At 73.9% G+C, this 18,882-nt stretch carries 16 protein-coding genes; 3 read left to right on the forward strand and 13 right to left on the reverse strand.

All coding sequences use genetic code 11. From position 1 onward, the window contains the following. Positions 1 to 8 precede the first annotated feature (8 nt). Complete coding sequence (locus tag C1708_RS04285) at positions 9 to 1,649, reverse strand: ABC-F family ATP-binding cassette domain-containing protein (RefSeq protein WP_106411381.1); 1,641 nt, start codon at positions 1,647 to 1,649, stop codon at positions 9 to 11. Positions 1,650 to 2,038: 389 nt separating this feature from the next. Between C1708_RS04285 and C1708_RS04295 the strand changes: the two genes are divergently transcribed. Beyond that, positions 2,039 to 2,992: an FAD-dependent oxidoreductase gene (locus C1708_RS04295; RefSeq protein ID WP_106416148.1), complete on the forward strand. Its 954-nt coding sequence runs from the start codon at positions 2,039 to 2,041 to the stop codon at positions 2,990 to 2,992. A 60-nt stretch (positions 2,993 to 3,052) separates the two neighbouring features. On the opposite strand, the gene C1708_RS04300 is transcribed toward C1708_RS04295, so the two are convergent. From C1708_RS04300 to C1708_RS04320, 5 genes are all read right to left on the reverse strand, one after another. Then, positions 3,053 to 4,774 (reverse strand): BCCT family transporter, encoded by a 1,722-nt coding sequence (locus tag C1708_RS04300; protein WP_106411382.1) that lies wholly within the window; start codon positions 4,772 to 4,774, stop codon positions 3,053 to 3,055. A gap of 82 nt (positions 4,775 to 4,856) precedes the next feature. Beyond that, positions 4,857 to 6,143, reverse strand: coding sequence for a M14 family metallopeptidase (locus tag C1708_RS04305; protein ID WP_106411383.1), 1,287 nt, complete (start codon positions 6,141 to 6,143; stop codon positions 4,857 to 4,859). Further along, positions 6,140 to 8,083: a Xaa-Pro dipeptidyl-peptidase gene (locus C1708_RS04310; RefSeq protein ID WP_106411384.1), complete on the reverse strand. Its 1,944-nt coding sequence runs from the start codon at positions 8,081 to 8,083 to the stop codon at positions 6,140 to 6,142. The genes C1708_RS04305 and C1708_RS04310 overlap by 4 nt, the downstream gene beginning before the upstream one ends. Positions 8,084 to 8,154: 71 nt before the next feature. Then, a complete protein-coding gene (locus tag C1708_RS04315; RefSeq protein ID WP_106411385.1) occupies positions 8,155 to 8,631 on the reverse strand; it encodes a macro domain-containing protein in 477 nt (158 codons plus the stop codon). Between the two features lie 42 nt (positions 8,632 to 8,673). Then, positions 8,674 to 10,113 (reverse strand): amino acid permease, encoded by a 1,440-nt coding sequence (locus tag C1708_RS04320; protein ID WP_106411386.1) that lies wholly within the window; start codon positions 10,111 to 10,113, stop codon positions 8,674 to 8,676. Positions 10,114 to 10,345: 232 nt separating this feature from the next. Between C1708_RS04320 and C1708_RS04325 the strand changes: the two genes are divergently transcribed. After that, positions 10,346 to 11,062, forward strand: a complete 717-nt coding sequence (locus C1708_RS04325; RefSeq protein WP_106411387.1) for a MerR family transcriptional regulator — start codon at positions 10,346 to 10,348, stop codon at positions 11,060 to 11,062. A 27-nt stretch (positions 11,063 to 11,089) separates the two neighbouring features. On the opposite strand, the gene C1708_RS04330 is transcribed toward C1708_RS04325, so the two are convergent. From C1708_RS04330 to C1708_RS04345, 4 genes are all read right to left on the reverse strand, one after another. Further along, complete coding sequence (locus tag C1708_RS04330; protein ID WP_106411388.1) at positions 11,090 to 13,270, reverse strand: 3-hydroxyacyl-CoA dehydrogenase NAD-binding domain-containing protein; 2,181 nt, start codon at positions 13,268 to 13,270, stop codon at positions 11,090 to 11,092. Between the two features lie 34 nt (positions 13,271 to 13,304). Further along, positions 13,305 to 14,519 carry an acetyl-CoA C-acetyltransferase gene (locus C1708_RS04335; protein ID WP_106411268.1) on the reverse strand — a complete coding sequence of 405 codons (1,215 nt, stop codon included), beginning with the start codon at positions 14,517 to 14,519 and terminating at the stop codon, positions 13,305 to 13,307. Beyond that, positions 14,516 to 15,676, reverse strand: coding sequence for a CaiB/BaiF CoA transferase family protein (locus tag C1708_RS04340; protein ID WP_106411389.1), 1,161 nt, complete (start codon positions 15,674 to 15,676; stop codon positions 14,516 to 14,518). The genes C1708_RS04335 and C1708_RS04340 overlap by 4 nt, the downstream gene beginning before the upstream one ends. A 138-nt stretch (positions 15,677 to 15,814) precedes the next feature. Next, positions 15,815 to 16,216, reverse strand: coding sequence for a dGTPase (locus C1708_RS04345; protein ID WP_106411390.1), 402 nt, complete (start codon positions 16,214 to 16,216; stop codon positions 15,815 to 15,817). Positions 16,217 to 16,306: 90 nt separating this feature from the next. Here C1708_RS04345 and C1708_RS04350 point away from each other — a divergent pair, with 90 nt between their 5' ends. Next, positions 16,307 to 17,485 (forward strand): saccharopine dehydrogenase family protein, encoded by a 1,179-nt coding sequence (locus tag C1708_RS04350; protein ID WP_106411391.1) that lies wholly within the window; start codon positions 16,307 to 16,309, stop codon positions 17,483 to 17,485. A gap of 30 nt (positions 17,486 to 17,515) precedes the next feature. Here the strand turns inward: C1708_RS04350 and mmpA are convergent, their stop codons facing one another. The 3 genes from mmpA to C1708_RS04360 all read right to left on the reverse strand — a co-directional run bounded on the left by mmpA (position 17,516) and on the right by C1708_RS04360 (position 18,804). Next, the gene (gene mmpA / locus C1708_RS34310) at positions 17,516 to 17,653 is read right to left on the reverse strand and encodes a morphogenic membrane protein MmpA (RefSeq protein ID WP_198602394.1); all 138 of its coding nucleotides are present in this window, start codon (positions 17,651 to 17,653) and stop codon (positions 17,516 to 17,518) included. 48 nt (positions 17,654 to 17,701) lie between these two features. Continuing rightward, positions 17,702 to 18,409: an endonuclease V gene (locus C1708_RS04355; protein WP_106411392.1), complete on the reverse strand. Its 708-nt coding sequence runs from the start codon at positions 18,407 to 18,409 to the stop codon at positions 17,702 to 17,704. Positions 18,410 to 18,480: 71 nt separating this feature from the next. Further along, complete coding sequence (locus C1708_RS04360; protein ID WP_033277608.1) at positions 18,481 to 18,804, reverse strand: hypothetical protein; 324 nt, start codon at positions 18,802 to 18,804, stop codon at positions 18,481 to 18,483. Between the last annotated feature and the right edge of the window lie 78 nt (positions 18,805 to 18,882).

Consider the following 18,882-nt stretch of genomic DNA (forward strand, 5'->3'; position numbering starts at 1 on the left):
GGACCGGCTCACCGCTCGGTCACGGCGCCGTCGGTGACGTGCAGACGCCGGGTCACGTGGACCGCGTCCAGCATGCGGCGGTCGTGGGTGACCAGCAGCAGCGTGCCCTCATAGGCGTCGAGGGCGGACTCCAACTGCTCGATGGCGGGCAGGTCCAGGTGGTTGGTCGGCTCGTCCAGGACGAGGAGGTTGACGCCCCGGCCCTGGAGGAGGGCGAGGGCCGCGCGGGTGCGTTCGCCCGGTGAGAGGGTGGCCGCGGGACGCAGCACGTGGTCCGCCTTGAGGCCGAACTTGGCGAGCAGCGTGCGGATGTCGGCCGGCTCCAGGTCCGGGACAGCGGGGCGGAACGCGTCCAGCAGCGCCTCCGGGCCGTGGAACAGCGCGCGGGCCTGGTCGACCTCCCCGAGCAGCACGCCCGAGCCCAGGGCGGCGTGGCCCGCGTCGAGCGGCACGCGGCCCAGCAGGGCGCCGAGCAGGGTGGACTTGCCCGCGCCGTTCGCGCCGGTCACCGTGACCCGGTCGGCCCAGTCGATCCGCAGGGACACCGGGCCGAGGGTGAAGCCGCCGCGGCGCACCACGGCGTCCCGCAGGGTGGCGACCACGGTGCCGGAGCGCGGGGCCGCCGCGATCTCCATGCGCAGTTCCCACTCCTTGCGCGGCTCCTCGACGACCTCCAGGCGCTCGATCATGCGCTGCGTCTGGCGTGCCTTCGCGGCCTGCTTCTCACTGGCCTCGCTGCGGAACCTGCGGCCGATCTTGTCGTTGTCGTCGCCCGCCTTGCGGCGCGCGTTCTTCACGCCCTTGTCCATCCAGGCGCGTTGCGTCCGCGCCCGGTCCTGGAGGGCGGCGCGCTTGTCGGCGTACTCCTCGTACTCGTCGCGGGCGTGGCGGCGGGCCACCTCGCGCTCCTCCAGGTAGGCGTCGTAGCCGCCGCCGTAGAGGTTGATCCGCCGCTGGGCGAGGTCGAGTTCGAGGACCTTGGTGACCGTGCGGGAGAGGAACTCGCGGTCGTGGCTGACGACGACGGTGCCGGCGCGCAGGCCGCTCACGAACCGTTCGAGGCGTTCCAGTCCGTCCAGGTCGAGGTCGTTGGTCGGCTCGTCGAGCAGGAAGACGTCGTAGCGGGACAGCAGGAGGGAGGCGAGTCCGGCGCGGGCCGCCTGGCCGCCGGACAGGGCGGTCATCGGCTGGTCGAGTCCGACGTCCAGGCCGAGGCCCGCCGTGACCTCCTCGGCGCGTTCGTCGAGGTCGGCGCCGCCCAGGGCGAGCCAGCGCTCGAGGGCGGTCGCGTAGGCGTCGTCCGCGCCGGGGGCGCCGTCGACCAGGCCCTGGGTCGCCTCGTCCATGGCGCGCTGGGCCTCGGCGACGCCGGTGCGGCGGGCCAGGAAGGCGCGCACGGTCTCGCCGGGCCTGCGTTCCGGCTCCTGCGGGAGGTGGCCGACGGTGGCGGTCGGCGGGGAGAGCCGCAGCTCGCCCTCCTCGGGCGCGGCGAGCCCGGCGAGCAGGCGCAGCAGCGTGGACTTGCCGGCGCCGTTGGCTCCGACCAGGCCGATCACGTCGCCGGGCGCGACGACGAGGTCGAGTCCGGCGAACAGGGAGCGGTCGCCGTGTCCGGCGGCGAGGTTCTTGGCGACGAGGGTGGCGGTCATCAGACCGCCGATCCTAGGGGGTGGGTGTGCGGCCCGCGGGCGCGGGAGGAGGAGCGGGGTCCGGTGCGTGCGACCGCGAGGCGCCGGAGCGCCCTTGTGACGGCAGCCACGTGGGCGGTTCGGCAACGCGGCTGGGGTCCCCCTCCGAGGAAGCGCGTGCCGGGCGGCGCGGCGCCGCGGGCATGCGCCGGCCCCCCCCAGGGCCTGGGCGGCGCGGCGCCGGCCGGGGGCCGGTCAGCGGCGGACGGCGGTGACCAGCACCGTTCCGGCGGTGCGGGCCACGAGACAGGCCTCCCCCTTCACCGCCGCGGGTCCAGCGGGACGCGGCGCCGGCCGGGTTCGAGGACCGCACCCGGGCGCGCACGCGGGCATCCGCTACCGTCCGCCGGATGGGAAGCGAATCGGACGACGGTGTCGTGGTGGTCGGCGGTGGCGTGGTCGGGCTGACCACGGCGGTGGTCCTCGCCGAGCGGGGCGTACGGGTGCGGCTGTGGACGCGGGACCCGGTCGGGGCGACCACCTCGGCGGTCGCGGGCGCTCTGTGGTGGCCGTACCGCGTCGCCCCGCCGGAGTCGGCGCGGGCGTGGGCGCTGGAGTCGCTCGACGTGTACGAGGAGCTGGCGCTGCGGCCGGAGGCCACGGGCGTACGGATGGTCGAGGGAGTACTGGGCGAGACGCCGATGGACGAGGTCGGCGCGTGGGCCGCCGCGCGGCTGCCGGGGCTGCGTCCGGTGACGGAGGCGGAGTACCCGGGTGGCCGGGGGGTGTGGGCGCGGTTGCCGCTCATCGACATGCCGGTCCATCTGCCGTACTTGCGGCAGCGGTTGACGGCGGCGGGCGGCGCCGTCGAGACGCGTGCGGTGGCGGACCTCGCGGAGGCCGGCGCGCCGGTGGTGGTCAACTGCACGGGCCTGGCGGCGCGGGAGCTGGTGCCGGATCCGTCGGTGCGGCCGGTGCGGGGGCAGTTGGTCGTCGTGGAGAACCCGGGGCTCCGCACCTGGATGGTCACCGAGGGGGCGGACGGGTCGATGGCGTACTTCTTCCCGCAGCCGGGTCGGCTGCTGCTGGGCGGTACGGCCGAGGAGGACGTGTGGTCCGACCGCCCCGACCCGGCGGTGGCCGAGGCGATCGTGCGGCGGTGCGCGGCGCTGCGCCCGGAGATCGCGGACGCCCGCGTGCTGGAGCACCTGGTGGGCCTGCGTCCGGCGCGGGACGCCGTCCGTCTGGAGCGCACCCGGCTGCCCGACGGGCGGGCGCTGGTGCACAACTACGGCCACGGCGGCGCGGGCGTCACCGTGGCCTGGGGGTGTGCGCGGCAGGCGGCGGAGCTGGCCGCCGGGTGAGACGCGGGGGCGGGCGCCCGGCGGCCGCCCCCGCGTCACGGTCCGCCCCGCGCGGGCGGGTCAGTGCTTGCCGACGGGGTCGCCCTCGACGTCCGGGCCGCGGCCGGGGCCGACCCGCAGCTCGAACTCGCCGTCGTACTTGGTGTGGCCCTCGATGACCGCGAGTTCGACCGCCTCGCTGGCCATCTTGTCGCGGACGACGAGCGGGTCGCGGCGCAGGTCGCGCATGAGCGCCACACACATGAAGAGCATCACGATCACGAACGGCGCGGCGGCGAGGATGGTGAGGTTCTGCAGACCGGTCAGGGCGTCGCCCTGACCGCTGCCGACCAGCAGCATGATGGCCGCCACGGCCCCGGTCACCACGCCCCAGAACACCACGGCCCAGCGGCTCGGCTCCAGGGAGCCCTTCTGCGACAGGGTGCCCATCACGACCGAGGCCGCGTCGGCGCCCGAGACGAAGAAGATGCCCACGAGGACCATCACCAGCAGGCTGGTGGCGGTGGCGATCGGGTACTCCTGCAGCACGGCGAACAGCCTGCCCTCGGGCGTGGTCTCGTCGCCGAGGCGGTTCTGTTCCTGGAGGCGCATCGCCGAACCGCCGAAGACGGCGAACCAGACCAGGCTGACCGCGCTGGGCACGAGGATGACGCCGCCGATGAACTGACGGATCGTCCGGCCGCGGCTGATGCGGGCGATGAACATGCCGACGAACGGCGTCCACGAGATCCACCACGCCCAGTAGAAGACCGTCCAGCTGCCCAGCCAGTCGGCGACGCCCTCGCCGCCGCTGATCTCGGTGCGGCCGGCCAGGGCCGGCAGCTCGCCGAGGTACGCGAAGACCGAGGTCGGCAGCAGGTCCAGGATGATCACGGTCGGGCCCGCGACGAACACGAACACGGCGAGGAGCAGCGCCAGCACCATGTTGGTGTTGGACAGCCACTGGATGCCCTTCTCCACACCGGACACCGCGGACGCCACGAACGCCACGGTCAGCACGGCGATGACGGAGACCAGCAGGCCGGTGCCGACCTTGTCCATCCAGCCGAGCTTCTCCACGCCGGAGCCGATCTGCAGCGCGCCGAGGCCCAGGGAGGCCGCCGAGCCGAAGACGGTCGCGATGATGGCGAGCACGTCGATGACCCGGCCGCCGGTGCCGTTGGCGTTCCGCTCGCCGATGAGCGGGGTGAACACGGCGCTGACGGTCTGCCGGCGGCGGCGCCGGAAGGTGCTGTAGGCGATGGCGAGGCCGACCACCGCGTAGATGGCCCACGGGTGGAGCGTCCAGTGGAACAGCGTGGTGGCCATGGCCGTCGACATGCGGTCGCCGGAGTCCTGCGGGCTGGTCCCGGGCGGCGGCGTGTCGTAGTGCGCGAGCGGCTCGCTCACGCCCCAGAACATCAGGCCGATCCCCATGCCGGCGCTGAACATCATGGCGATCCAGGACACCGTGCGGAACTCCGGCTCCTCGCCCTCGGCGCCGAGCGTGATGCGGCCGTACCGGCTGGCGGCCAGCCACAGGGCGAACACCACGAAGCCGGAGGCGGCCAGCATGAAGCCCCAGCCGCCGTTGTGCATCAGTCCGCTCAGCAGATCGGTGGAGACGTTCTCCAGCGAGTCCGTCCAGACGGCTCCCCACAGGACGAAGGCCAGGGTGAGCACGGCGGTGACGCCGAACACCACCCGGTCGGTGCGGGGCCTGCCCCGGCCGGGCAGGCCCGCTTCGGAGCCGGGCAGCGGGCCTGCCGTGGGGTCCTTGTCGCTCTGGTCGTCCTGCGTCACGGGTGGAACCTTTCGTCCGGGCCTGTCGGGCGGAGAGCCCTCTTCCCGATAGGCCCTTACCACCGTTGGCGCAAAACTCACCTCATCGGCAGGACGTGAGCGCCTCCCCCTCGGCCAGGTGGTACGCGGCGCGGCTGTCCAGGAGGAGCGGGACGAGCGCCCGCAGCGACTGCCGCAGCGGTACGAGCACCCCGTCGCCGTCCCGCCGGACCCGTACGCCGTGCAGGGCCAGCTCGTCGCCCACGTCCGCGTACTGGCCTGCGGTGAGACGGTAGCCGCACGGCGGGTCGGCGAGCACCTCGGACGGTTCGGGCGTCTCGTTGTCGGCGCCGCCGAGGTACACCGGGCCGCGGTCCGCGTACCCCGTGACACGGGCCCGGGCGGTGACCGCCTCCACCTGCGCGCGGTGGCCGGAGGAGAAACGGATCAGGCCGTCCAGCGCGGCGAGGTGGGAGGTCACCCTGCGCCGGTTGTTGAGCGCCTCGTCGGCCTTCTCGGCGTCGGTGAGGGCGTCGACGCGGCTCTCGATGAGCAGGCCGACGCCGTGCTTGACGCCGGACATGTTGCGCAGGATGCGTTCCTGGCCGTCGCCGGCGGTCTGCCGGATCGGATCACCGGTGACGGGGTCGGTCCAGATGCCGTAGGTGCCGGTGGTGTGGCCGGCCGCCCCGGCGGCGGGGCGGACGTGGTCCCGGGAGAGGGACCGGGCGGCGTCGTGGACCGCGGGACGGGTGTTGAGGTTGCGCGGCCACAGGTCGAACAGGTCCTTGTCGTAGTACGGCGGGGTGGCGCCGTACTCGTGCAGGTCGTAGATCACGTCGGGCCGCTCGTCGCGGATGACGGCGGCCAGGGCGCGGCCCTCGGCGGTCTTCAGGGCGACGTGGTCGCGGTTGACGTCGACGCCGTCGCCGTTGCCCCGGGTGCCGGCGGCGCGGCCGTCGGGGTTGGCGGTGGGGACGACGAGCACCGTGGTGCGCCGGAGGAAGCGCCGCGTCGTGCGGTCCTCGGCGTACGCCAGGTCGCGGATCGTGGTGAGGCACGCCTCGCGGCCCGCGGGCTCGTCGCCGTGCTGGCTGCACACCAGCAGGATCTTGTGGGACGCGTGGCTCGCGCCCGTGCGGACGAGCCGCAGCGGGCGGTTCTGCGCGGTCGTGCCGATGCGGGTGACGTGGACGCGGTCGCTCGCGCGGTCGACGGCTTCGAGGAAACGCTGTTCCTCGGACTCGGTGGTCCACCGGGCGCCGCGGCTCTGTTCGAAGCCGGTGCGCGGCGGGGCGCCGGTGTCGTGCGCCCCGGCGGCGGGGGCGGTGAGGAGCGGGGCGGCGAGGGCTGCGAGGGCGGCGGCGGTGAGGAGCGCTGCGCGTGTCATCGGGTGTCCCCCGGGACTCGGTGGGCGGCGGGCGGACGGACGCCGTCCGGGGCGGTGTGCGGTGCCTCGACGGGCGGTCCGGACGTGGCGCGGGCGAACGCGGCGGCGCCGCCGACGAAGGGGACCCGGGCAACGGTGCGGGCCAGGTCGAGGGTGAGCGTCGGGGTGTCGGCCGGCGGGTCGATCAGGCCGCGGTCGGTGCCGGCGACGATCAGCGCGAGCCGGTGGCCGCGGGGCACGACGTGGTCGGTGGCGGCCAGGTCGAGGGTGAGGGTGTAGCGCTTGCCGGGGACGAGCGGTTCGCCCCGGCCGGTGCCGGCGTGCTCGCCGAGGTCGGCCCAGCCGCGGCTGACGACGGTGTGGCCGACGTCGGCGGTCTTGGCGCGGGTCTCCCGGTAGCAGGCGCTGTCGTCCTCGGTGCTCGGCCCCCAGCAGGTGCGCTCCGGCAGGGTGACGATGCCTTCCCCGGCGTCGGCGTAGTCGCGGATCGTGTCGGGGCCGAGGTCGACCAGGACGGCGGACAGGTGCGCCGTCGGGGTGCTGGGCGCGACGGTGACGGTGACCCGGGAGGAGCCGGCCAGGCGCAGGCCGCGGGTGAGCGGGCGGGTGACGAAGCCCGCCTTCTCCGGGGTCGGGGTGTCGATCCGGGCGGCCCAGTCGGCCTCGCTCAGCGCCGGGTCGTCGGTGAAGGCGGCGGTGCCCCGGTCCGGGCGCAGGCCGAGCGTGCCGACGCCTTCCTGGGCGGCGCGGGCGGGCCGCAGCGTCGCGGTGCGCGTGCCGCGCGGGGGCCAGGCGGTGGAGGTGACCCACTCGTCGGGCGCGCGCTCGATGTCGGCGACGGGTTCGCGGTCGATGCCGTTGTCGATGCCGAGGAGTTCGTGGTCGAACCAGCGGTGCAGGGTGCGCACCCACGCGGCGCGGCGGAAGTCGAAGGGGTCGACGTGGCCGGTCTGCGACAGCCAGATCTTGCGCCGTACGCCGTTCCTGCCGAGGGCGCCCCACCAGGGGCCGACGTGCTGCATGCGCACGTTGAGGTCCTGCATGCCGTGCACCAGGAAGACGCTGGCGCGGACCTTCTTCGCGGCGCGCACGTAGTCGCGTTCGGCCCACAGCGGGGTGCGGTCGCCGGTGCGCGGGGCGCCGTCGACGAGCTTCCGGGCGACCTCCGTGCAGTTCTCGCGGGCCTCGGGCGTCTGCACGTGGCGGGCGAGCCGGTCGGGGCCGGAGCCGTAGAGCGGGGCGCCCTGGGAGAAGTAGTAGTCGTACCAGGTGGAGATGGCGGCGATCGGGACGATGGTCTTCAGCCCCTTGACGCCGGTGGCGGCGACGCCGTTGGCGATGGTGCCGTCCCAGCTCTTGCCGATCATGCCGGTGCTGCCGTCGGTCCAGTCGGCGCGGACCCGTTCGCCGCCGGTGCGGCTGGTGTAGGCCTTGGCGCGGCCGTTCAGCCAGTCCACGACCGTCTTGGCCGACTGGATGTCGGAGCGGCCGCCGACGTCGACGCAGCCGTCGGAGCGGCTGGTCCCGGCGAGGTCGACGCCGACGACGGCGTAGCCGCGCGGCACGAAGTAGTTGTCGTAGAACAGCGGCATCCGCGCGATGTCGCCGTTCGCGTCGTAGGTCTTGGTCTGGCTCTCGTTGCCCCGCCCGCAGCAGGAGTAGTACGGGCTGGCGTCCATGATGACGGGGACCTTGCGGCCGGCCTCGCGGGGCCGGACGATGTCGACGGCGACCCGGTCGGTGCGTCCGTCGCGGTCCTCGTCGAGGCCGGTGTCCACCCAGACGGCCTCGCGAATGGCGTCGGCGTAGGAGTGGACGGGGCGGCTCTCCCTGGGGGCGGCGTCCGCCGCGGCGGGGGTGGTGAGCAGGGTGGCCGTCAGGGCGGCGGTGGCCGCCGTCGCGAGCGTTCTCCAGGTCGTGGGGCGCGTGCATATCGGCATGCGCCGGACGGTACATCGGTGAACTCCCGTGCAGAAGAGGGCACCTGACGACGCGTGGGGGCGCGGGGACGTCAGTCGTGGTCGTAGACCGTGACCGGTATCCCCCGCCGCACCAGGCGCTGCTCCACGAGCGGCTCGACGCGTGACCACCTGCCGCCGGCGAGGCCGCAGCCGATGCGGGGCATGTGGACCGACGCGCCGAGCCCGAGGGCGTGCCCGGCGAGGCGGTCCAGGGCCGTGTCGACGGCCTCGTAGCGGACCGGGACGCCCTTGCTGCCGGTGCGGACGCCGCGCTGGCCGATCATGTTGGCCACCCACACGTACCGTTCGACCTGGACGAGCTGCACCGCGCCCAGGCCGAAGTCGTTCGCGGCGCGGCCGCGGTGCCAGGCGCGGTACGCCGCCTCCGGCTCGGGCCAGCGGCGGGACAGGGCGAGGACGAAGCCCTTGCCCCAGCCGCCGATGTCGTTGCACACGTGGGCGATGATCCTGACGCCCTTCACCGACGGAACGGTGGCGTCACCCCGCAGGTACGTGATCTCGGTCATGGCGGCACCGTACCGGCCGCCGCCGACAGTGCCGCCGGTGCTTCACCGCCCGGCCCCGACCTTGCGGCGGACGCCGCCGTACCAGCCGGCGACCAGCATCACGACGATCAGGGGGACGAGCAGCAGCGTCTTGCGGCCCACCTCGGGGTCGTTCCACATGAGCACGAGGACGGACGCCAGGAAGGCGATGGTGACGGTCTCGGTGACGGGGCTGCCGGGCAGCCGGAAGGACGGCCGGGTGACGAGGCCCGCGCGGGCGCGGCGGACGAACACCAGGTGGCAGATCATGATGATCACCCAGGTGCTGATGATGCCGAGGGAGGCGACGTTCAGCACGATCTCGAAGGCCTGGGCCGGCACGAGGAAGTTGAGGCCGACGCCGAGCACGCACACCGCGCAGGTCAGCAGGATGCCGCCGTAGGGGACCTGGCTGCGGTTCATGCGGGCGGTGAACTTCGGCGCGGAGCCCGCCGCCGCCATGGAGCGCAGGATGCGGCCGGTGGAGTACAGGCCGGAGTTCAGGGACGACATGGCGGCCGTGAGGACGACCAGGTTCATCACGTCGCCGGCGGCCGGGACGCCGATCTTCGACAGCACGGTGACGAAGGGGCTCTCCCCCGCCGAGTACATCGAACCGGGCAGCAGCAGCGCGAGCAGGACGACGGAGCCGACGTAGAAGAGGCCGACGCGCCACATGATGGAGTTCACCGCGCGCGGGACGACCTTCTCCGGCTCGGCGGTCTCGCCCGCGGCGACGCCGACGAGTTCCAGGGCCGCGTAGGCGAAGATCACGCCCTGCATCACCAGGACGACCGGCAGCACACCGTGCGGGAGGACGCCCCCGTGGTCGGTGATCATGCTCAGGCCGGGCGTGCCGCCGCCCACCTCGTGCCGGGTGGCGAGGAGGAAGACGCCGATCAGCATGAAGGCGACGAGGGTGGCGACCTTGACGATCGCGAACCAGAACTCCATCTCGCCGAAGATCTTCACGGAGATCAGGTTCACGGCCAGCACCACCGCGAGCGCGACGAGCGCCAGCACCCATTGCGGGATGTCGGTGAACGCGCTCCAGTAGTGCGTGTAGAGCGCGATCGCGGTGATGTCGGCGATGCCGGTGGTCGACCAGTTCAGGAAGTACATCCAGCCGGCGACGTACGCGCCCTTCTCGCCGAGGAACTCACGCGCGTACGACACGAAGGAGCCGGACGACGGGCGGTACAGGACCAGCTCGCCCAGGGCGCGGACGACGAAGAAGGCGAAGACGCCGCAGATCAGGTAGGCCAGCGCCAGGGCGGGGCCCGCGTCGCGCAGGCGCCCTCCGGCGCCCAGGAAGAGGCCGGTGCCGATCGCGCCGCCGATGGCGATCATGTTGACGTGGCGGGCCTTGAGGTCCTTGCTGTAACCGGCGTCGCCCGCGTCCGCGGGGGCCGCGGCCGCGCGGGGTGGTGCGGCCGTTGCCGTGGTGACGGCGTCCTTGCTCACGCGTGGTTCCACTCTCTGGTGCGCCCGGGCGGATCGCGCCCGGCTGTCCGACATGCTCTCGGCCGGCGCGATGCGATCACGGCACGGACCGACGGGGCACCTTTCCTGATGTGCGGGTGCGCATGCGATGGTCTGCGTCACACCGTGGGTCTCCTCACACCGGGGCTCACCTCGCGGGCCGATCTGACAGCGGAGGTGTCACAGCACCGGTGGGACAGCGATACTGCTCCACATGACGACCGAGACCGAGGCCCTGACCATCGACGAGCTGGCGGCCCGGGCCGGGGTGACCGTGCGCACGGTCCGCTTCTACGGGACGAAGGGCCTGCTGCCGCCCCCGGTGCTCGGTCCCCGGCGGGTCGGCCGCTACGGCCGGGAGCATCTGGCGCGGCTGGAGCTGATCGAGGAGCTGCAGAGCCGTGGCATGACCCTGGCCGCGATCGAACGCTATCTGGCGCAGCTGCCGCCGGACCTGAGCGTGCGCGACCTGGCCGTGCAGCGGGCGGTGGTCGCGTCCTGGGCGCCGGGCGCGGTGGAGGCGGTGTCCCGCGCGGAGCTGGAGCGCCGGGCGGGGCGCGCGCTGGGCGAGGAGGAGCTGAGGCGGCTCGCGGCGATGGACGTCGTGGAGCGGGCCGCCGAGCCCGGCGCCGGCCCGGACGACGAGGTCTTCCGGGTGGACGCCGGGCTGCTGCGGCTCGGGGTGGAACTGCTGGACGTGCCGCTGTCGCACGAGTCGGTGCTGGCCGCCCGCGCGGTCCTCACCGAGCACTCCCGCGCCGCCGCCCGTGAGCTGTCGCGGCTGCTGCGCGACGCGGTGGCGGACCAGGACTCGCGCGACGTGCGGTCCCTGTCCGCCCGGATGCATCCGCTCGTGGTGCAGGCGCTGCTCACCACCTTCCAGCGGTCGCTGAGGGAGGAGCTGCGGGAGTGGCTCGACGAGGAGGGCTGAGCCGCCTCCCGCCGAGCCGCGTCCGGATCAGCGGGCGTCGGTGAAGACCTCGCCCCTCTCCGCCTTCTCCACGAGCAGGGCGGGCGGGGTGAACCGCTCGCCGTAGCGCTCGGCGAGTTCCCGGGCACGGGCGACGAAGCCGGGCAGGCCGCCCTCGTAGCCGTTGATGTACTGCAGGACGCCGCCGGTCCAGCCGGGGAAGCCGATGCCGAGGACGGAGCCGATGTTGGCGTCGGCGACGGAGGTCAGCACGCCCTCCTCCAGCAGGCGGACGGTGTCCAGCGCCTCGGAGAACAGCATCCGCTCCTGCATGTCGCGGAACGGGATGGTGTGTCCGGGCTTGCCGAAGTGCTCGCGCAGCCCCGGCCACAGCAGGCCGCGCCCGCCGTTCTCGTCGTAGTCGTAGAAGCCGGCGCCGCCGGAGCGTCCGGTCCGGCCGAACTCGTCGACCATGCGGTCCACGACCGCGTCGGCCGGGTGCGGGGTCCAGGTGCCGCCCGCCTCCTCGACGGCCCGCTGCGTCTCGCGGCGGATCCTCCGCGGCAGGGTGAGGGTGAGCTCGTCCATCAGGGAGAGCACCTTGGCCGGGTAGCCCGCCTGGGCCGCCGCCTGTTCGACCGACGCGGGCTCGATGCCCTCGCCGACCATCGCCACGCCCTCGTTGATGAAGTGGCCGATGACGCGGGAGGTGAAGAAGCCGCGGGAGTCGTTGACCACGATCGGGGTCTTGCTGATCTGCCGCACCAGGTCGAAGGCGCGGGCCAGGGCCTCGTCGCCGGTGCGCGCGCCCTTGATGATCTCCACGAGCGGCATCTTGTCGACGGGCGAGAAGAAGTGCAGCCCGATGAAGTCCTCCTGCCGCTCGACGCCCTCGGCGAGGGCGGTGATGGGCAGGGTGGAGGTGTTGGAGCACAGCAGCGCGTCGGGCGCGACGACGTTCTGCACCTCCTGGAACACCTTGTGCTTGAGGGAGGTGTCCTCGAAGACGGCCTCGATGACCGCGTCGCAGCCGGCGAGGTCGGACACCTCGGCGGTGGGCGTGATGCGGGCGAGCAGCGCGTCGGCCTTCTCCCGCGTGGTGCGGCCCTTGGCGACGGCCTTGGCGCACAGCTTCTCGGAGTAGCCCTTGCCCTTGAGCGCGGCCTCGGGGGAGACGTCCTTGAGGACGACGTCGATGCCGGCGCGGGCGCAGGAGTAGGCGATGCCGGCGCCCATCATGCCGGCGCCGAGGACGGCGACCCTGGTGACCTTGCGGGCCGGGACGTCCTTGGGGCGGCCCGCGCCGGAGTTGACCGCCTGGAGGTCGAAGAAGAACGCCTGGATCATGTTCTTCGACGTCTGTCCCGCGGCCAGCTCCACGAAGTAGCGGGCCTCGATCACCTGGGCGGTCTCGAAGTCGACCTGAGCGCCCTCGACGGCGGCGGCCATGATGTTGCGGGGGGCCGGGTAGGGGGCGCCGCCGGTCTGCTTGCGCAGGTTGGCCGGGAAGGCGGGCAGGTTGGCGGCGAACTTCGGGTGCGACGGGGTGCCGCCGGGGATGCGGTAGCCGGGCCGGTCCCAGGGCTGCGCGGACTCGGGATGGGCGTCGATGAAGGCGCGGGCCCTGGCGAGCATCTCCTCGCGGGTCTCGGCGACCTCGTCGACCAGGCCGTTCTCCAAGGCGCGGCGCGGGCTGTACTGAGTGCCCTGGAGGAGCACCTTCAGCAGCGCGTCGGTGATGCCGAGCAGGCGCACGGTGCGGACCACGCCGCCGCCTCCGGGCAGCAGGCCCAGGGTGACCTCGGGGCAGCCGATCTTGGAGCCGGGGGCGTCCAGGGCGATGCGGTGGTGGCAGGCCAGGGCGATCTCGTAACCGCCGCCGAGGGCGGCGCCGTTGATGGCGGCGACCACGGGCTTGCCGAGGGTCTCCATGCGGCGCAGCTGGCGCTTGAAGGCCAGGCCGCCGTCGAACAGGTCCTGGGCGGTGTCGGGGGTGACCCGGATCAGGTCGCGCAGGTCGCCGCCGGCGAAGAAGGTCTTCTTGGCGGAGGTGAGGATGACGCCGCGGACCGAGTCCTTCTCCGCCTCCAGGCGGTCGGTGATCGCGGCGAAGGAGTCGCGGAACGCCTTGTTCACGGTGTTCGCGGACTGGTGGGGGTCGTCGAGGACGAGGGTGACGACGCCGGTGTCGTCCTGCTCCCAGCGGATGGTGGTGGACTCGCTGCTCATGAGGGTGTGCTCCAGGTGATCCGTCGGGAGGGGGTCAGACGCGCTCGACGATGGTGGCGATGCCCATGCCGCCGCCGACGCAGAGCGTGGCGAGCCCGTAGCGCTTGTCCTGGCGCTCCAGTTCGTCGACGAGGGTGCCCAGGATCATCGCGCCGGTCGCGCCGAGCGGGTGGCCGAGCGCGATGGCGCCGCCGTTGACGTTGACCTTGTCCAGCGACAGGCCCATGTCCTTCACGAACCGCAGCACGACGGCCGCGAACGCCTCGTTGATCTCGACCAGGTCGATGTCGTCGACGGTCAGCCCGGCCTTGGCGAGCGCCTTGCGGGTGGCGGGCGCGGGGCCGGTGAGCATGATGGTCGGCTCGGAGCCGGAGACGGCGGCGGAGACGATCCGGGCGCGCGGGGTGAGGCCGTGGCGCTCGCCGGCCTCCTTGGAGCCGATCGCGACCAGGGCGGCGCCGTCGACGATGCCGGAGGAGTTGCCCGCGTGGTGGACGTGGTCGATCCGCTCCACCCAGTGGTACTTCTGCAGCGCCACCGCGTCGAAGCCGCCCAGCTCGCCGATGTCCGCGAAGGACGGCTTGAGCTTCGCGAGGGAGTCGGCGGTGGTGCCGGGGCGCAGGTGCTCGTCGTGGTCGAGGACGACCAGGCCGCTGCGGTCCTTCACCGGGACGACGGACCGCCCGAAGCGGCCCTCCTTCCAGGCCGTGGCCGCCCGTTCCTGGGAGAGGGCGGCGTACTCGTCGACGTCCCGCCGGGAGAAGCCCTCCAGGGTGGCGATGAGGTCCGCGCCGATGCCCTGCGGCACGAAGTTGACCTCGAGGTTGGTCATCGGGTCGTTGAACCAGGCGCCGCCGTCGGAGGCCATGGGCACGCGGGACATGGACTCCACGCCGCCCGCGAGGACCAGGTCCTCCCAGCCCGAACGGACCTTCATCGCGGCCATGTTGACCGCTTCGAGCCCGGAGGCGCAGAAGCGGTTCTCCTGCACGCCGGCCACCGTGTCCGGCAGGCCCGAGGCGATGGCGGCGATCCGGGCGATGTCGGAGCCCTGGTCGCCGACCGGCCCGACGACGCCGAGCACGATGTCGTCGACGGCGGCCGGGTCGAGTCCGGGGAAGCGGGCGCGGATCTCGTGGATCAGCCCGACGACCAGGTCGATGGGCTTGGTGCCGTGCAGGGCGCCGTTCGCCTTGCCGCGCCCGCGCGGGGTGCGGATCGCGTCGTACACATACGCTTCGGTGCTCACGAGGAGGCCTTTCGCTGAGGGTTCGAGGGCGGGGACACCAGGCCGGGTACGTCCCAGTCGCGGGCCACGTCCTCGGTGTCGGCGCCCGGCCGGGCGGGCCCGGTGCGGACGGTGGCGGGCGTCGCGGAGAACCGCGGCGCGGGTGCGGGCTGGGTGATGCCCGCGTGGTCGGTGAAGGTGGCGCGGGCGGCGAGGTGCGGGTGGCGCGGGGCCTCGCGCAGCGACAGCACCGGCGCCACGCACGCGTCGGTGCCCTCGAAGACGGCCGTCCACGCGTCGCGGGTGCGGGAGGCGAACCGCCCGGCGACCCGGGCGCGCAGCTCCGGCCAGCGGGTGACGTCGCCGTGCGCCCCGGCGAGGTCCTCCAGGTCCAGCAGGCGCAGGAACTCGGCGTAGAACCGCGGCTCCAGCGCGCCGACGGCCATGTGCCCGCCGTCGGCCGTCTCGTAGGTGCCGTAGTAGGGGCAGCCGCCGTCGAGGAGGTTGGCGCCGCGGCGGTCCTGCCAGACGCCGGCGGCGAGCATGCCGTGGATCATCGAGGTGAGGTGGGCGGTGCCGTCCACGACGGCGGCGTCGACGACCTGTCCGGTGCCGGTGGCGCGGGCGTGGTGGAGGGCGGCGAGGACGCCCACCACCAGGTACAGGGAGCCGCCCGCGTAGTCGCCGAGGAGGTTGGCGGGGGCGACCGGGGCCCGGCCGGGTTCGCCGGTCATGCCGAGGGCGCCGGTGACGGCGATGTAGCCGATGTCGTGTCCGGCGCGGTCGGCGAGGGGGCCGTCCTGGCCCCAGCCGGTCATCCGGCCGTAGACCAGGCGCGGGTTGCGGGCCCGGCAGTCCTCGGGGCCGACGCCGAGGCGCTCGGCGACACCGGGGCGGTAGCCCTCGATGAGGACGTCGGCGCGCTCGGCGAGCTCGAGGACGTGGCCGGGGCCGTCCGGGGCCTTCAGGTCGACGACCACGGAGCGCTTGTTGCGGTTGGTGACGTCCCGGGCGGGGTCGATGCCGAGTCCGGGGCCGCCGGGACGGTCGACGCGTACGACGTCGGCGCCCAGGTCGGCGAGGAGCATGGCGGCGAACGGGCCGGGGCCGATGCCGGCCAGCTCGACCACGCGCACGCCGGTGAGCGGGCCGTGGTCCGGCGCCGTCGCTTCCGTCATCGAACCCCCATCGACTGTGACACTTCTGGTGTAACACCTGCGATGTTAAGAACACCGCCCACCGGGCACAAGGGCGGGCGAGCAAGCGCTTGGCCACTCTACGGGGGCGGTCTCCGGGCCGCCCCCGCTCCGGCCGTCTCAGCGGGCCCCCGGCTCCGCCGCCCGCGTGTCGAGCCCGGCCGCCCGCCGCTCGGCGGCGACCGTGCGGCAGCTCTCCTCCGTCCGGTCGCCCAGCAGCCCGGCCGCCGGGGCGTCCGCGGGCTCCGGCGGGACGCGGACCCGGCCGGCCCGGCCCGGGCCGTATCCGGCGGGCTCGGCGCCCGGGCAGGCGGGTGCGTGGGCGTGCGCCGTCTCGTCCGTCAGCGTCACGGTCACCCCGAGCGGGTGACTTCCGTCGTGGACGCCCGGGAAGTCGAACACCTTCCGGTCGGTCTCGGCGGCCGTCTCGCCCCAGGGGTGATCCCCGGCGGCGCCCGGCAGGCGCAGGGCCCGGTCGCGTACTTTCTCCCGCTTCCTCAGGGCGTTCCGCGGCACGGCCATCGCTTTCCTCCGGGCTCGTCGTCGGGCTCCGCACCCCTCACGCTAGCCTCGGCCACCGACAGCGGCGCGGCTGCACGACCAAGGGGTGTCATGAGCAGGCTGAACAGGACGGACCGTCCGTACGACATCGTGCTCTTCGGGGCCACCGGCTTCGCCGGGGCGCTGACCGCGGAGTACCTGGCCGCCCACGCGCCGGAGGACCTGCGCTGGGCGGTCGCGGGACGCAGCGAACGGAAACTCGAGGAGCTGCGGGAGCGGCTGCCCGGCGGCGAGAAGGCGGGCGTGCTGCGGGCGGACGTGTCCGAGCCGGCCACGCTGCGCGCCCTCGCCGAGCAGGCGCGCGTGGTCGCCACCACCGTGGGGCCCTACGTCGAGCACGGCGAGGAACTCGTCGCCGCCTGCGCGGACACCGGCGCGGACTACGCCGACCTGACGGGCGAGCCGGAGTTCGTGGACCTGATGTACGTCCGCCACGACGCCCGCGCGCGGGAGACCGGGGCGCGGCTGGTGCACGCCTGTGGCTTCGACTCGGTGCCGCACGACCTGGGCGCGTACTTCACGGTGCGGCAGCTGCCGGCGGACGTGCCGCTGACGGTCGACGGGTACGTCACCGCCGACGCGGCCTTCTCGGGCGGCACGTTCGCCTCGGCGCTGAACCAGTTCGCCCGTCCTGGCAGGCTGCGCGCCGCCGCACGGGACCGCCGGCGCCACGAGCCCCGGCTGGTGGGCCGCCGCGCCTCCGCGCCGACGGGCGCCCCGCGTTACGCGCCGGAGGTCGACGCGTGGGCACTTCCGTTGCCGACGATCGACGGCCAGATCGTGCGCCGCTCGGCGAAGGCGCTGGCCCGGTACGGCCCTGACTTCCGCTACCGCCACTACGCGGCGGTGCGCAGTCTGCCGGTCGCCCTGGGCGGCGTGGCCGCGGTCGGCACGCTGGTCGCGGCGGCCCAGGTCCCGCCGCTGCGCCGCGCCCTGTCCGCCCGCCTCGCGCCGGGGGACGGCCCGAGCCCCGAGAAGCGGGCCCGCAGCTGGTTCACGGTCCGCTTCATCGGTGAGGGGGGCGGCCGCCGGGTCTACACGGAGGTCTCGGGCGGCGACCCGGGTTACGACGAGACGGCGAAGATGCTCGCCGAGAGCGCCCTGTGCCTGGCCCTCGACGACCTGCCCCCGACGTCGGGTCAGGTCACGACGGCGGTGGCGATGGGGGACGCGCTGATCGGACGCCTGCGGGAGGCGGGGATCGGGTTCCGGGTGGCGGCGGTTCGCTGACGGCCGTCGAAGCCCTCGCGGGCACCGGTGTCAGAGCGGCCAGGCGAGCAGGGTGTAGATCATGCCCGCCACCCAGCCCAGGCCCGCCAGGACCGCGAGGGTGAGGGCCAGGGTGACGGCTCGGTCGGTGAGGCGTACGGAGGAACGCCGGCTGCGGTGGGTCGACATGGCGAACACCCTGCCGTCGGGCGGCCGTTCGGGCATCCGTACGCGTACTCAGTCCGCCGTGGGCGCCGGTGCGGCCTCGCGGAGGGCTCGGCGGCACAGGGCGTCCGCCCTGCGGGTGGTCTCGGGGAGGCGGTAGGCGGGGGCCAGCGCGAGGGTGTGGGCGCAGGCGTTGTCCAGGCTCACCCGGTGGCCTACCGACACGAACACCGGTTTGACGGCGTCCCGGGTGCGCAGCGCGCGGCCGACCTCCTCGTGGCCGGCGAGGAGGGGGGAGGTGCTGCCGCGCGGGGCGGCGGGTTCGTCGTAGGTGAAGGTGAAGGGGTTCTTGGCCACGCCGATCGTGGGGAGGCCGGTGAGGACGCCGAGGTGGCTGGCGAGGCCGAAGCGGCGGGGGTGGGCGAGGCCGTAGCCGTCGCAGACCACCAGGCTGGGCGCGCAGGGCAGGGCGTCGAGGGCGGCCAGCACGGTGGGGATCTCGCGGAACGCCAGCAGTCCGGGAACGTACGGGAAGGAGATCCGCCCCGCAGCCGTGGACTCGGCGACGACGTCCAGACTCCCCGCGTCGAGGACGACGGCCGCGGCGGCGACCACGTCCCGCTCGTCGTCGTAGGCCACGTCGACGCCGGTGACGTGGCCGGTGCCGGGCGGTGGGCCGGATTCGCCGAGCACCACCTTCGCGCGCAGCGCGTCCTGCACCGCGCGGGCCTCTTCCTCGGTGACGGGCCAGCCGGCCGGTGTGCGTACGGTCGTCGTCATGGTGCCCCGAGCTTACGGGGCGCCGCGCGGGAGGACGGCCGCCCGGCCCGCCCTGCCGCGCGGAGGCAGGCTCACTTGCCGAGCGCCCGCTGCAACTGGCCCTTGTTCATGCTCGAACGGCCCTCGATGTTCCGCTTCTTGGCCTCTTCGTAGAGCTGGTCGCGGGTCGGGCCCTGGGAGCCCTTGCCGGACCGCTGGCCGCCGCGCTTGCCGGAGGACATGTCCTGCGTCGACGTCCGGCTGGCCGTCTTCGACTCGCCGGACCGGGCGCGTTCCTTGTTCACCGTCCGGGCGGCGATCTCCTTGGCGCGCCCGGTGCTCTCGCCCCGGTCCTTCGCGCTCTCCTTGATGTGCTCGTACTGACGCTCCCGCTTGGGGCTGGAACCGCTTGGCATGTCCGCTCACTTTCTCTCGCGCTCGGCGAGCGCTCGGTCGCGTACAGCGGTCGGGTACCCCGGTCGGCGGGATGTAGG

It is taken from the genome of Streptomyces sp. DH-12, assembly GCF_002899455.1.
In the GTDB taxonomy this organism is placed as follows: domain Bacteria; phylum Actinomycetota; class Actinomycetes; order Streptomycetales; family Streptomycetaceae; genus Streptomyces.